A 14,763-nucleotide genomic window follows, 5' to 3' on the forward strand; every position below is an offset into this window, starting at 1 on the left:
TGATGAAAAAATTAGCAATTGCAATGATGTTGGGTATCGCAGCGATGTCTGCTTCTGCCCAAGTGAATTACAAGATGCAAGTGGCTTGCAGTCCGCAAGACGTGAAAACGTACGATACTAACCGCTTGCGTAGTAGCTTCCTGATGGAAAAAGTAATGGTCCCGAACGAAATCAACGTTACTTATTCTATGTACGACCGTCTGATCTTCGGTGGCGCAGTACCTGCAACAAAAGAATTGGTACTTGAAACAATCGACCCGTTGAAATCTAAATTCTTCCTCGAACGCCGCGAACTGGGTGTCATCAACATTGGTGGCGAAGGTATCGTAACGGTAGACGGTAAAGAATATACGCTGAAATTCAAAGATGCTCTGTACGTAGGTAGAGGCAAACAGAAAGTGACTTTCAAGAGCAAAGATTCCAGCAATCCTGCCAAGTTCTACATCAACTCGGCTACTGCTCACAAGGAATACAAGACTCAATTGATTACTATCGACGGACGCAAAGGCTCGCTGAAAGCAAACTCATTTGCTGCCGGAAAGCTGGAAGAAAGCAACGACCGCGTTATCAACCAGTTGATTGTTAACAACGTACTTGAAGAAGGCCCTTGCCAATTGCAGATGGGACTGACAGAGTTGAAACCGGGTAGCGTATGGAACACTATGCCTGCACACACTCACTCTCGTCGTGTAGAAGCATACTTCTACTTCAATGTACCGGCTGGAAATGCTATCTGTCACTTCATGGGCGAACCTCAAGAAGAACGCATCGTATGGATGCAGAACGAGCAGGCTATTATGTCACCGGAATGGTCTATCCACGCTGCTGCCGGAACAAGCAACTACATGTTTATCTGGGGTATGGCAGGTGAAAACCTCGACTACGGAGACATGGACAAGATCAAATATACAGAAATGCGCTAACCGTTGCGTATTCCTGTTCATACATATAATCAATGATCCGAAAAACTTCATCCTTTTCTCTTCCGGGAGAAAGGGATGAAGTTTTCCGGATTTTACGTATTCTTCCCCCAGAGAACAAACACCTCGTTACCATATTATATATAGGATGTAACAAAATCCAACTATAATGCAACGAATAATACATGATTTTGACCAATTTTTACAAATAAAATTCAGTCGAAATACCGACCTTTGTCAACGAAACAAAATCTATTTAAATCCATTATCATGAATGCATTTCAAAAAACAGGTGAAAAGATGACAAACTACAGATGGACCATCTGTGCTATGCTATTTTTTGCTACTACAGTTAACTATCTCGACCGTCAGGTTCTCTCATTGACGTGGGATGAATTTATCAAACCGGAATTCCACTGGGACGAATCTCACTACGGTACTATTACTTCTGTTTTCTCCATTGTATACGCTATATGTATGCTGTTTGCCGGTCGTTTTGTCGACTGGATGGGAACTAAAAAAGGTTTTCTATGGGCTATCGGTGTATGGTCGGCAGGTGCTTGTCTTCATGCCGTTTGTGGTGTTATCACAGAAGCACAGGTAGGTCTTCATAGCGCAGCAGAACTGGCAGGTGCCACAGGAGATGTAGTGGTGACTATTGCTACGGTCAGTATGTACTGCTTCCTCGCCGCCCGCTGTATCCTTGCTTTAGGAGAAGCTGGTAACTTCCCTGCCGCCATTAAAGTAACCGCGGAGTACTTCCCTAAAAAAGACCGTGCTTACGCTACTTCTATCTTCAATGCCGGTGCATCTATCGGTGCGTTGATCGCCCCTCTTACCATTCCTATCCTGGCAAAAATGTTCGGTTGGGAAATGGCATTTATCGTAATTGGTGGACTTGGCTTTATTTGGATGGGATTCTGGGTGTTTATGTATGATGCCCCATCGAAAAGCAAACATGTCAATCAGGCAGAGCTTGACTATATCGAGCAAGACCATCGCGAAGTAGGCAGTGCTCCGATGACAGACGAGAAAGATGAAAAGAGAATGAAGTTTTGGCAATGTTTCAGCTACAAACAAACATGGGCCTTTGTCTTCGGTAAGTTCATGACTGACGGCGTATGGTGGTTCTTCCTTTTCTGGACTCCGTCTTATCTGAATACTCAATTCGGTATCAAAACCTCCGACCCGTTGGGTATGGCGTTGATCTTTACACTTTATGCAGTGACTATGTTATCTATCTATGGTGGTAAACTACCTACTATCTTCATCAACAGAACGGGTATGAATCCGTATGCAGCCCGTATGAAAGCGATGCTAATTTTCGCCTTCTTCCCGCTGGTTGTACTGTTAGCACAACCGTTAGGTACTGTTTCTCCATGGTTCCCGGTTATCTTAATCGGTATTGGTGGAGCTGCTCATCAATCCTGGTCGGCCAATATATTCTCTACCGTAGGCGATATGTTCCCAAGAACAGCTATTGCAAGTATCACCGGTATAGGTGGTATGGCAGGAGGCGTAGGCTCTATGATTCTTCAGAAAGTGGCAGGTAACTTATTCGTGTATGCTTCCGGAACAACGATGGTTGACGGTCATGAAGTGGAAATGACGAAAGAGCTGTTGGAACAAGGGGCACAATTTGTACACCCTGCCATGACATTCATGGGATTCGAAGGTAAACCGGCCGGATATTTCGTTATCTTCTGCGTATGTGCAGTAGCTTATCTGTTGGGTTGGGTTATCATGAAGGCTTTAGTTCCGAAATACAAACCTATCGTATTGGATTAAATCTATTCGTACAGATAGAATCGTTAGAAAACAAAAGAGTAACTCGCCGCCGAGTTACTCTTTTGTTTTCTAACCAATTATTCAAAAAATGAAAAATAAAAAAGCCTCTTCTCACGAAGAAGGCTTTTTAGGTTTACTTATCCTGCATCATCTTCTTGCAAATTTTTTAACCGAAACACTAAAAACAGTGTTTTTGCATTCCTATAATGAAGTATAGTAAACGTTAAGATGAAAAAAAGGGAAGTCTCACGACTTCCACAATTCTTCTAACCTTAAATCTAAATCTCTATGAAAAAAACGTGTTGCAAATATAGGCGTTTGTTCAATATAGAGGTGTTAATGAATCGCATAAAGAGAGAATAAAAACTAACATCTGCAAAAATGATGCAATTTTCAGGAGCCTTCTATTAATTTTAATAAACTTTTGTAGAGTGGGTTGCGTTCGAGTAGCTCGGGGACTCCCGTGATGAACATCTGTTTTCTTGCACGGGTCAAGGCTACATTCAGTTTCCGGTCGATCAAGACACCCTCTTCTTCCGTCAAATTGGATAGAAATTTTAGTTGGTAAGGGTAGTTGACACAGAAGGAATAGATTATTACATCACGTTCGCTCCCCTGGAACCGTTCTACCGTGTCAACCAAGATTCGGTTCAGAACCGGAATACCTAATGATTCTATTTCTTTTTTAATCAGTGCTATCTGACTCCGGTAAGGGGTAATGATTCCTAAAGTACGGGATTCGTCAAAATCTGTCTGATGATCTTCATAAATGCGAACAGCTAAGTCGGCAACAATGCGCGCCTCCGAATAGTTGATCTTTGCAGATGCGCCCACCTTTTCGGGTACAGAGGGATAAAAAGCCAAACGACAAATAGTATCGGATGATTCTGTTTGGTGAGGCAGGCCGACAGGGATCAGACGCCCTCCATAAAAAGCACGATTAGCAAACAAAGCAACTTCCGGATGCATTCGCCCTTGGCGACACAGCATATCGTAGGAGCGCTGAGCTGCGAATGATGGATATGATTGTTCCAATGGAGACGACTGCTCCGATGAAGACAATATATGTTGAACCGTCGCAGTACAGTTCCGGTAGAGGCGTTCAAACAAGGAATCTTTAAGATTGGTCAACCCGATAGACAGTAAAGATTCATCATAAATGACCGATTGCTCCGTCTTTTGCTGCACTACAGCAGGCAGTTGTTTATGATCTCCGATCAACACAAACTTATCTATCGCATCCTTTTCGTCTTCTCCACGTGCACAGAGGATGCCTAACAACTGCGGTTCCAAAATTTGGGTAGCCTCATCAATAATGGCTACATCAAAATGTTTCAGACGAAACAGTTCCGGTTTACCGGAAATAGCCGCTACCGTTCCCACCATAATCCGACAATTCCGGATGCGTTCGTAAACTTCCGAACGACGGTTACAAGAGGATAATTCATTTTCAATCAGATGTCCGCGGTAGGCTTCATCACATGATAATTCACTTCCCACACGGATAAAATCAACTGCCGGAGCAATAGAAGCCAGCGACTTACAGATTTCATCAACAGCCCGGTTGGTATATGAAAGCAAAAGAATCTGCGCATCTTTATCTGCATGAAAAGTCTCCACCATTTTCTTCAGGGCACACGAAGTCTTGCCCGTTCCCGGAGGTCCGATAAGAAGGAAATAATCCTGTGCGGCTTTTGCTTTCAGAGCAACTCGCGTAAAATCGTCTTCCGAACGGGAAATCATGGAATCCAATGATTCATCAAACCGCGGAGGACGTTGTGACAGCAATAAGTCACGACGCTCCTTCCTTGCAGAAAGGTAAGCATATAAGCCCTGATACATCGAGCGGAATGTTGTATCCATTGTATCATGTTCTATCGCATAAAGGCTTTCGGCAGGAAGTACGGATGAATTCTGCTGGGTGGCACGCAAACGAATACCTATTTCATTTTCTGTCAAGTACTCGATATTGCCTTTGAAAACCATTTTATTGGTGACGTTATCTGTATCGCAGTTTCGTTCATAAAGAATAATGGCATCGCCTTGACGGAAATTAGGGAGAAAAGTCTCTGTTTCAAGAGCTTCACTTCTGACAGTCTTACTTTCAGAGGTTTCATCTCCAGTAATATCATCTCCAATAGCTTTATCCCCAGTAATATCATTTACGGCAGCTTCATTCAACAAAGTTTTCCCAGCCTTTTCCTTTTTAAAGAAAGAAAAAGTAAGTCCGGCTTTATGTTCATCGGCAGCATGATTCTCCTTTATTTTCAAATCATAAATAATTTCTCCTGCCTCGCATTTCTCCGCTAATGTAGAAAGCCATAAAGAAGCTGCCCCTGTACGTCCTTCATAATCCACATCACCGGATTTTGAGGTATAAAGTTCCTTTGTAATGAAGTTGTAAACCGCATAGAAGTAATTCTTTTCCAGTGGGGAAAGAGCTTTTAGTTTCGATTGAAAGTTATCAATAGAGGGACGCAGGTATGTTTCCCAAAAACGTCCTTTCAATCCTCGTTCATTCAAGGTTGAAGCATTGATTTCTTCCAGTTTTTGTGCCGTATATTCCAGGCTGTTCCGCAATTGGACGCCATATTCATCGGCTACAATGCGATTACGCAAATCAATCACCCGACGTACCATTGCCCACGAAGGACGGGAAGGATAAAGAAGCGGATAACGGGTATAAAGCAAATAGGCTTTCACTTTCCGGTGATCCATTCCCATTGAATATTGCAAGACTGCCTGATAAAGCAACATCTGTACTTTATTATTCTCCTTCGGTTCTACCTTCCCCCGGATAGCGTATTCATCCGCTTTACCGGATTTCATTTCTATGAAAGAAGACATATCCCGCTGCATATAGTCGAGACGTCCCTGAAGTCCAAGTGCTTCACAGATATAAGACGGTTCGAGCACGGCATCTGTCTTGTCCAGTTCATAACCGGCTGCATGAAAGGTATCATTGACCGTTTCACGAATATGATCGAAGTGCAGTTTACAGTCCTCAAAGAACTGGCGTTCTTTCTCTTTGTCACGCAAATCGGAACAGGCAGCCAATTCAATAGGATAACGCCGGAAAGCTTTCTGCATACAGGTACGATAATCTATATCTTCACTCTTCGCATGAATCCATTCGTCCAGGAAAAGATTGGCTATATTTCCCAGTAACAGAGGTCGGGCATTTTCGATCGGTTGAAGACGGGAAAGAAAATAATTGGCCGGATGATGCCCGTAATCACGGAAACACTCTGCCAGAGAACTGATATCAAGTAAATAATCCGGTTCGAGTACAATGAAAGAAGGAGTCAGGATTCCTGTCTCATCCACTGCAACATCCAATAAATTGACTTGGGCATGTCGCCAAAGCAGTTTGCACGTTTCTGCAAACTCTTCATTCATTTGAGGAATATTATAACGAACCAGATATGGTTTCTCCGAGACTTCATCCAAGGGAGTCACATACAAATATTGCTCATCAGCATACTGGAAGCAGACACGCATCCGCTGCACCCGTTCGCGGGCAGGGGGCGCAACCAGGTAGGTGGCATCCGCACGCGGAAGTAACCGGTATAGCTCCAAGGGAATATCCTCTTCCAGGAGTTTACGAATAAAGAAAGCTAACGTTTTCGCATCGCGCAAGAGTTGTTCCCGGTTGGGCTCCTGCTGGCGGTTCAGAATAGCATTCGAAGTGAGCCGGAAAGTATGCAGCCGGTTCTGCTCTGCAACAGAAAGACCGACCTTAGCCGCCACGAAACTGATTCGTGCGGAAAGGTCGGTCATCTGTAAACTTTCGTTTTGCATTTGCGCACGACAAATACGCTCCAGCAAGTCGCGCATTTGCTTATATCCTACGGCAAGATAAGTATCTTCCGCCCGGCAAACTGCTAAAAGGATTTCATAAGATTCTATCGCTTCACTCTTCGGACAGGGCAACTTCATCTCCAGCTTCATCTTCAACTTCCTCTTCTGTTTTCTTCTTGTCCTTTATCATCAAAATACTCATCTCGTACAACAGATAAAGTGGAATAGCTACAACACTCAAGGTGAACGGGTCTCCTGTCGGAGTAATAATAGCAGCTGCTATCACTATAATGACAACCGCATGACGGCGGTATTTCCGCAGGAAGGACTTGTTGACCACTCCCATTAAAGAAAGCAGCCATGTAACCAATGGAAGTTCAAAAGCCAATCCCATGCAGAGAATCAGCATCATAAAATTGTCGATATAAGAATTGAGCGACAGGATATTCTCCACTTCCGAACTCAACTGATAAGTAGAAAGGAAACGGAGAGTCAGCGGATAAACCATAAAGTAACCTAGCAGTACACCGATGAAGAACATCAATGTTCCGATAGTCAATGCTTTACGCACGCCCTTTCTCTCATTCGGATAGAGGGCGGGATTGATGAAACGCCATATTTCAAAAAAGATATAAGGCATAGCCGTCACTACCGACATCCAAAATGCAGTCGACATGTGAATAAAGAAAGGAGCAGCCAAGTTGATATTGACCAGCTTCACATAAAATTGTTGCGTGAAGAAGTCATCAGTCAAATCAAATGTTTTACCGATATGCCGTAATAAATCGTAGAATATGAAATCATTGTGGCAAGGCGCAAGTATTACATGGTCGAAGAGGTAGGGCATAGCAATAAAATAGCCTATCGCCAATACAAACCAAGCTCCAACTACTCGAAAAAGTACCTTACGCAATTCGTCCAAATGATCCCAAAAGGTCATTTCTGCCATCCGTATGTTGTACTCTTTTAGTTCTTAGAAGGATCTACAGGTTTGTCCAACTCGTCTTTTGCCTTGTTTATTTCATCTTTCGCTTCATTCACACCGTCTTTGAAGCTCTTTACGCCTTTGCCTAATCCGCGCATCAGTTCAGGAATTTTCTTTCCACCAAAAAGAAGAAGGATAACCAAAGCAATAATAATCCATTCGGAACCACTAGGCAAAAAGCCTAACAATAATAAGTTTGTCATAAGTTTATTTGATATAAGAGGTTTTTAATAGTTGCTGCAAATATAATCATTTTCACCACAGGTTACATGGATTAACCCTGTTTTTTATGACAACACAGGGTTATTAGAAAGTTCTAATCCTGATAATATACCCGCTTCACCCGTGTCGATATACTTGTCAGCACTTCATAAGGGATCGTATCCAGCTTGTCGGACAACACCGTAATCGGCAGTTCATCGCCGAAGATGATAGCCTGATCGCCTTCCCGACAATCAATATCCGTCACATCGATCATGCAGACGTCCATACAGATATTCCCGACATAAGGAGCTTTCTTTCCGTTCACCAGGCAATAGGCGTTGCCGCGTCCCAAGTGACGGTTCAGTCCATCCGCATAACCGATAGGAATAGCAGCAATGCGGGAAGGGCGTACCAAATGTCCCATCCGGCTATATCCTACTGTGTCATCTTGAGGAACATCCCGAATCTGAAGGATGGTGGTTTTGAGCGTACTTACATTGTGTATAATCGAATTGTCTATCGGGCTAACTCCATAAAGTCCGATTCCCAAGCGCACCATATCGAACTGTGCTTCGGGAAAACGCTCGATTCCTGCCGTATTACAGATATGACGGAGAATCTTATGAGAGAAAGCGGCCTGTAATTCTTGCGAGCCTTTCTCGAACAATTCAATCTGTCCGCGGGTGAAACCGTCGAACTGCGACGAATCACTTCCCACAAAATGAGAGAATACTGAACGGGGAATCACCGCGCTCTGATTCTTCAGTCGACGGATAAGCAATGGAATATCCTCCACTGCAAAGCCGAGTCGGTGCATACCCGTATCGAGTTTCACGTGAATGGGGAAGTTGGTGATTCCTTCTTTTTCCGCAGCTTTGATAAGTGCGTCGAGCAGATGGAAATTATAAACTTCCGGTTCCAGCTTATAATCAAACATGGTTTTAAATGCAGTAAGTTCCGGGTCCATAATGATAATAGAAGCGGTAATACCTGCCTTGCGGAGTTCGGAACCTTCGTCGGCGACGGCTACGGCCAGATAATCGACATGGTGTTCCTGTAAACTCTTGGCTATTTCATATGAACCGGCTCCGTATGCTGATGCTTTCACCATACAGATCACCTTTGTCTCCGGATGACGGAGCATAGAACGGTAATGGTTTAGATTGGCTACCATCGCTCCGAGATTTACTTCGAGAATGGTTTCATGTACCTTCAATTCGAGGGCTTCGGATACCAAATCAAAGTTGAACACACGGGAACCTTTCACCAAGATTACTTCCGAATGAAGTGACTTGAGTATATCGGATGCAAGGAGTGCTTCTGTATTAGGGAAGAAGTAGCGTTCGAGATCATCATCAAAACGGGCGGAACAAGAAGATATCTCCTGCCCTACGCCAATCAGTTTATTGATACCTTTGCTCTGTACCAATTGCGACACACGTCGATAAAGCGTAGCGGTACTTTGTCCGGTTTCCAGTATATCCGACAGGATAAGCGTCCGTTTCAAGCCTTTCTTTTCCGAGCGGCGTACAAGGAAATCGAGAGCAATATCCAATGATGCCAAGTCTGAATTATAGCTATCATTAATCAATACACAGTTATTCTTTCCTTCTTTCACTTCCAGACGCATAGCAATCGGTTCGAGACGGGCCATCCGCTCGGTTATCTGGTCGGCAGGTGTCATCAGGTAAAGACAAGCTGCCAGGCAATTCAGTACATTCTCAATAGAAGCGTCATCAATGAAAGGGATACAGAAAGTATTATCCATCTCCAGATAACGATAGGATATGACGGTATGATCTTCTTTCTTGGTCACACGGCTGATATACAACGGACGTTCAATGTCGGTACGGCTCCAGGCAATCTCACGCGCCGTCAGCATTGATTTTGCGACACAATTGCTGATTAACTCGTTATCGCCGTTGTAAATCACGACATCACAGTCTTTGAAAAGCGTCAGCTTTTCCATACATTTCTCTTGCAAGGAGAAGAAGTTTTCCTGATGGGCACCACCGATATTGGTCAGAATACCAATGGAAGGCTTAATCATTCGTTTCAAAGCTCCCATCTCTCCCATCTCGGAAATGCCGGCTTCGAAAATACCCAGTTCGGCTTCTTCAGAAAGTTGCCACACAGAAAGTGGGACTCCGATCTGCGAATTATAGCTGCGTGGAGAACGAACGATGCAACGATCCGGGCTAAGCAACTGATGCAACCACTCTTTCACAATGGTTTTTCCATTGCTGCCGGTGATACCGATCACAGGGATTTTAAATTTATCACGATGTGCTTCGGCAAGCTTCTGCAAAGCTTTCAGAGGATTGGGAACGATAAGAAAATTGATAGTCGATAGTTGAGAATTGATAGTTGGCTGCGCACCATCATGCTGCATAGAACTCTCCATTCTCAACTCTCCATTCTCAATTAATTTAAAGTCTTCTTCCGTAATTACAAAATTACGTACGCCCCGGTCGTATAAATCGGGAATATAACGGGCCCCGCTGTTTCGTTTGGTAGTTAAAGCAAAAAAAAGAGTTTCTTCCGGAAAACTCAAAGAGCGGCTGTCTGTTAACAGCCAATCAATAGTCGCTTTATGTTTGCCCACACGGCGGGCACCGATACTTTTGGCTATGGATTCAATCGCATATGACATAGTTCTGTTTCTTTTTGAAAATCTAAGTACGGGTATTTTCCGATAAGTCGTTCTATTTTTAACACTATTTGTCCTAAAAAGCGTTGATACGCCTCTGACTCGGGATGAAAAGGCTTGTGCGCCAAGTCCCGGCGGATGTCTTGCACAGCTACGATAACCTTCTTTGTTTCAGCAGAAAAGAAGGTTTCGGAGAAGCGTTCCCAGAGGTAACGAATCGCCAAAGGAGACGGATGCAACATATCGTCGGCATAGAAACGATAATCACGTAATTCGTCTAATATGATTTCATAAGAGGGGAAATAGAACACTCGCTCCGGGAACAGTTGTTGCAATCGGTCGATGGCGAGCAGCAGAGTCGATTTGCTTAATTGGTTGGCATGCATCCCGTCGCGTATATGACGGATCGGGCTGACTGTAAACAGCCATTTTAGTTCCGGATTCCGGGCGGTCATTTCGGTGATGAGTGCTGTATAATCTTCTACAATTTCTTCAACAGTTAGCCGGTAACGCAAGAAATGACTTTCCGGCAACTGATGGCAATTGGCTACCACTTGTCCACTCTCCTTTTGTTTATAAACATAGGCAGTCCCCATTGTCACCATCAGCCAGTTCAACTCCGGCAGTTTCTTATAAGCATGGTGAAGGCGTGAATTTATTGTATGCAATGTCTCTTCGGGCGTAAAAGCCGAAAAAGAGCCATGATGCATCGGGCTATGCCATAAATCTTTGTAGGCAAACAAATCTTGTTCGTTGTATTCCTTATTCCTTATAATCTCCCTCAAAGCAGATGAGACGGATAAAGGATTATAAAGAATACCAAAAGGATTCAGGTCCAGTTGAAATCCGGCATCCATCAATTGCCGTCCGATATTTTCCGCAAAACAGGACCCCATCAGAAGAATATGGTCTGCATGACTGACAGATGGCATCCCGGCAGGTAATTCTACAGATGTTTGAAAGTTCATACGATTTTCCATCATTTCATTACGTTTCATGTGCAAAAGTAATCAAAAAACTATTTCCGCCCTCTTTTTCCTCACGATTCAATGATCTTAGGGAGTATGGAAAAACAGATACGTCTCTATGCCGGATAAGATTTTATAAAAAAAAGGAGGCCGAATATACTTTCTTTTCGTATTTTTGCACTAAATTTCCTCGAATCATGAAGAATGAACCGATATATAACTTGCTAAATACGATCAACTATCCTGAAGACCTGCGAAAACTAGACGTGGAGCAACTGCCGGAAGTATGTGGTGAACTAAGGCAAGACATTATTAAAGAACTCTGCTGCAACCCCGGACATTTCGCAGCCAGCCTGGGGACCGTAGAACTGACCGTAGCTCTGCACTACGTCTATAATACACCTTATGACCGTATTGTATGGGACGTGGGACATCAGGCATACGGCCACAAAATTCTTACAGGGCGCCGTGAAGCATTTTCTACAAACAGGAAACTCGGAGGAATCCGCCCTTTCCCGTCTCCGGAAGAAAGTGAATATGATACTTTCACGTGCGGACACGCTTCCAATTCTATTTCTGCCGCTCTCGGTATGGCTGTCGCAGCCGCCCGGAAAGGAGACGCCAAACGCCATGTAGTAGCCATTATCGGCGACGGATCAATGAGTGGCGGACTGGCTTTTGAAGGACTGAACAATGCATCTGCCACGTCGAACAACCTGCTCATTATCCTGAATGACAATGATATGGCAATCGACCGCAGCGTAGGAGGCATGAAACAGTATCTTTTCAACCTGACAACTTCCAACCGCTATAATCAGTTACGTTTCAAGCTCTCGCGCATGCTGTTCAAGCTTGGCATTTTAAACGAAGAACGCCGCAAAGCGCTCATCCGTTTCGGAAATAGCCTGAAATCGATGGCTGCACAGCAACAGAATATTTTTGAAGGGATGAATATCCGTTACTTCGGCCCGATAGACGGACACGACGTAAAGAACCTGGCAAGAGTATTACGTGATATCAAAGATATGCAAGGACCTAAAATCCTGCATCTGCATACTATCAAAGGAAAAGGATTCGGACCGGCAGAGAAACACGCCACCGAATGGCATGCTCCCGGCAAATTCGATCCCGTCACCGGCGAACGTTTCATTGCCAACACCGAAGGAATGCCCCCGCTTTTCCAGGACGTATTCGGAAATACACTGGTGGAGCTTGCCGAAGCCAACCCGAAGATTGTCGGTGTCACTCCCGCCATGCCCAGCGGCTGTTCGATGAATATATTGATGGAGAAAATGCCAAAACGCGCTTTCGATGTCGGTATTGCCGAAGGACATGCAGTTACCTTCTCCGGAGGAATGGCAAAAGACGGACTGCAACCATTCTGCAATATCTATTCTTCTTTTATGCAACGGGCGCATGATAATATCATCCACGACGTAGCGATTCAGAATCTTCCTGTTGTTTTGTGTCTCGACCGCGCCGGACTGGTTGGCGAAGACGGTCCCACTCATCACGGGGCTTTTGATATGGCATGTTTACGTCCGATCCCTAATCTGACTATCAGTTCCCCCATGGATGAACACGAATTACGTCGTCTGATGTATACGGCACAATTGCCGGACAAGGGACCGTTCGTGATCCGTTATCCCCGTGGACGCGGCGTACTGGTGGACTGGAAATGTCCGCTGGAAGAAATTCCGGTAGGAAAAGGACGAAAACTGAAAGAGGGTAGCGACCTTGCAGTGATTACTATCGGACCGATAGGAAACATAGCCGCCCGTGCCATCACCCGGGCAGAAGCTGATTTAGGACTGTCCATCGCCCATTACGATTTACGATTCCTGAAACCACTGGATGAAGAGCTGTTGCACGAGGCAGGACGTAAATTCCAACGTATCCTGACCATCGAAGATGGAATTATCAGAGGCGGTATGGGTAGCGCTGTCCTCGAATTTATGGCAGACAACGAATACAAACCGACCGTGAAGCGTATCGGTATCCCTAACATATTTGTGGAACATGGGGCAGTTGCCGAACTGTACCAACTGTGCGGCATGGATGAAGAAGGGATTCTGACTAAAATAAAAGAATTTATCAATTGACATGAAGATTATTATTGCCGGTGCCGGCAACGTAGGCACCCATTTGGCCAAGCTGTTATCGCGCGAGAAGCAAGATATTATCTTGATGGATGATGACGAAGAGAAACTAAGTGCTCTTAGCGCCAACTTTGACTTGCTGACTGTTGCCGCTTCTCCTTCTTCCATCTCCGGATTGAAAGAAGTAGGCGTCAAAGAAGCCGACCTGTTTATCGCAGTCACACCGGACGAAAGCCGCAACATGACTGCCTGTATGCTGGCCACCAACCTGGGAGCTAAAAAGACAGTGGCGCGTATCGACAACTATGAATATCTTCTGCCTAAAAATAAAGAGTTTTTCCAGAAACTGGGAGTAGATTCTCTGATTTACCCGGAAATGCTGGCTGCTAAAGAAATCGTATCTTCCATGCGCATGAGCTGGGTACGCCAATGGTGGGAGTTCTGTGGAGGTTCGCTGATCCTGATTGGTACGAAGATGCGCGAAAAGGCTGAAATCCTGAATATACCGCTGCATCAGCTAGGCGGCCCCAACATTCCTTACCACGTAGTAGCCATCAAACGCGGAACGGAAACGATTATCCCTCGCGGAGACGATGTTATTAAATTGCATGACATTGTTTATTTCACCACTACCCGCAAATACATTCCTTATATACGTAAGATAGCCGGCAAAGAAGACTATGCCGACGTACGCAATGTAATGATTATGGGAGGTAGCCGTATCGCAGTCCGTACCGCACAATATGTGCCGGACTATATGCAGGTGAAAATAGTGGATAATGACCTGAACCGTTGCAACCGCCTGACAGAACTACTGGATGATAAGACAATGATTATCAACGGAGACGGTCGCGACATGGACCTGCTTATCGAAGAAGGTCTAAAGAATACCGAAGCATTTGTAGCCTTGACCGGCAACTCGGAAACGAATATTCTGGCCTGTCTCGCCGCCAAACGTATGGGAGTGGAAAAGACGGTGGCAGAAGTGGAGAATATCGACTATATCGGTATGGCAGAGAGTCTCGACATCGGCACGGTTATCAATAAAAAAATGATTGCTGCCAGCCACATCTACCAAATGATGCTGGATGCCGACGTGTCTAACGTGAAATGCCTGACTTTTGCCAATGCGGACGTTGCCGAATTCACTGTACCGGAAGGGGCTAAAATAACCAAACACCTGATTAAAGACCTGGGACTTCCCAAAGGCACCACCATCGGAGGAATGATCCGTAACGGAGAAGGTATCCTGGTGACAGGTGATACGCAAATCCGTCCCGGCGACCATGTAGTCGTATTCTGCCTAAGCATGATGATTAAAAAGATTGAGAAGTTCTTTAACTAAGTA

The 14,763-nt window shown here is 44.6% G+C and carries 9 protein-coding genes; 4 read left to right on the forward strand and 5 right to left on the reverse strand.

Annotated features, from left to right (window positions below):
* Window positions 1-2 precede the first annotated feature (2 nt).
* Together kduI and I2I04_RS11185 are read left to right on the forward strand one after the other, a co-directional pair.
* Window positions 3-923 (forward strand): 5-dehydro-4-deoxy-D-glucuronate isomerase, encoded by a 921-nt coding sequence (gene kduI / locus I2I04_RS11180; protein ID WP_004315058.1) that lies wholly within the window; start codon window positions 3-5, stop codon window positions 921-923.
* 267 nt (window positions 924-1,190) lie between these two features.
* Entirely contained in the window at window positions 1,191-2,708 is a 1,518-nt protein-coding gene (locus tag I2I04_RS11185; protein WP_185911612.1) for an MFS transporter, read from the forward strand.
* A gap of 393 nt (window positions 2,709-3,101) precedes the next feature.
* Here I2I04_RS11185 and I2I04_RS11190 read toward each other — a convergent pair whose 3' ends face one another.
* The 5 genes from I2I04_RS11190 to I2I04_RS11210 form a co-directional block, all read right to left on the reverse strand.
* Window positions 3,102-6,659 carry an AAA domain-containing protein gene (locus I2I04_RS11190; RefSeq protein WP_195655045.1) on the reverse strand — a complete coding sequence of 1,186 codons (3,558 nt, stop codon included), beginning with the start codon at window positions 6,657-6,659 and terminating at the stop codon, window positions 3,102-3,104.
* On the reverse strand, window positions 6,622-7,458 hold the full coding sequence (gene tatC, locus I2I04_RS11195; RefSeq protein WP_185911611.1) for a twin-arginine translocase subunit TatC: 837 nt from the start codon (window positions 7,456-7,458) through the stop codon (window positions 6,622-6,624). The genes I2I04_RS11190 and tatC overlap by 38 nt, the downstream gene beginning before the upstream one ends.
* A 17-nt stretch (window positions 7,459-7,475) precedes the next feature.
* Window positions 7,476-7,697 (reverse strand): twin-arginine translocase TatA/TatE family subunit, encoded by a 222-nt coding sequence (gene tatA / locus I2I04_RS11200; RefSeq protein ID WP_004301497.1) that lies wholly within the window; start codon window positions 7,695-7,697, stop codon window positions 7,476-7,478.
* 113 nt (window positions 7,698-7,810) lie between these two features.
* On the reverse strand, window positions 7,811-10,351 hold the full coding sequence (locus I2I04_RS11205; protein ID WP_195655034.1) for a bifunctional UDP-N-acetylmuramoyl-tripeptide:D-alanyl-D-alanine ligase/alanine racemase: 2,541 nt from the start codon (window positions 10,349-10,351) through the stop codon (window positions 7,811-7,813).
* The gene (locus tag I2I04_RS11210) at window positions 10,327-11,346 is read right to left on the reverse strand and encodes a GSCFA domain-containing protein (RefSeq protein WP_229126976.1); all 1,020 of its coding nucleotides are present in this window, start codon (window positions 11,344-11,346) and stop codon (window positions 10,327-10,329) included. The genes I2I04_RS11205 and I2I04_RS11210 overlap by 25 nt, the downstream gene beginning before the upstream one ends.
* Window positions 11,347-11,513: 167 nt before the next feature.
* On the opposite strand from I2I04_RS11210, the gene dxs reads away from it, so the two are divergent.
* Together dxs and trkA are read left to right on the forward strand one after the other, a co-directional pair.
* Window positions 11,514-13,418, forward strand: coding sequence for a 1-deoxy-D-xylulose-5-phosphate synthase (gene dxs / locus I2I04_RS11215; protein WP_195472031.1), 1,905 nt, complete (start codon window positions 11,514-11,516; stop codon window positions 13,416-13,418).
* A 1-nt stretch (window position 13,419) separates the two neighbouring features.
* On the forward strand, window positions 13,420-14,760 hold the full coding sequence (trkA, locus tag I2I04_RS11220) for a Trk system potassium transporter TrkA (RefSeq protein ID WP_143260409.1): 1,341 nt from the start codon (window positions 13,420-13,422) through the stop codon (window positions 14,758-14,760).
* Window positions 14,761-14,763: the final 3 nt, after the last annotated feature.

This window comes from Bacteroides sp. 1001136B_160425_E2 (genome assembly GCF_015559655.1).
GTDB lineage: Bacteria > Bacteroidota > Bacteroidia > Bacteroidales > Bacteroidaceae > Bacteroides > Bacteroides luhongzhouii.

What these genes read in the sequence shown, in the direction of transcription:
- I2I04_RS11205 (WP_195655034.1), bottom strand. Translation starts at nt 10,351, where the DNA reads ATGTCATATGCGATTGAATCCATAGCCAAAAGTATCGGTGCCCGCCGT.
- kduI (WP_004315058.1), top strand. Translation starts at nt 3, where the DNA reads ATGAAAAAATTAGCAATTGCAATGATGTTGGGTATCGCAGCGATGTCT.
- dxs (WP_195472031.1), top strand. Translation starts at nt 11,514, where the DNA reads ATGAAGAATGAACCGATATATAACTTGCTAAATACGATCAACTATCCT.
- I2I04_RS11185 (WP_185911612.1), top strand. Translation starts at nt 1,191, where the DNA reads ATGAATGCATTTCAAAAAACAGGTGAAAAGATGACAAACTACAGATGG.
- I2I04_RS11190 (WP_195655045.1), bottom strand. Translation starts at nt 6,659, where the DNA reads ATGAAGCTGGAGATGAAGTTGCCCTGTCCGAAGAGTGAAGCGATAGAA.
- tatA (WP_004301497.1), bottom strand. Translation starts at nt 7,697, where the DNA reads ATGACAAACTTATTATTGTTAGGCTTTTTGCCTAGTGGTTCCGAATGG.
- tatC (WP_185911611.1), bottom strand. Translation starts at nt 7,458, where the DNA reads ATGGCAGAAATGACCTTTTGGGATCATTTGGACGAATTGCGTAAGGTA.
- I2I04_RS11210 (WP_229126976.1), bottom strand. Translation starts at nt 11,346, where the DNA reads ATGAAACGTAATGAAATGATGGAAAATCGTATGAACTTTCAAACATCT.
- trkA (WP_143260409.1), top strand. Translation starts at nt 13,420, where the DNA reads ATGAAGATTATTATTGCCGGTGCCGGCAACGTAGGCACCCATTTGGCC.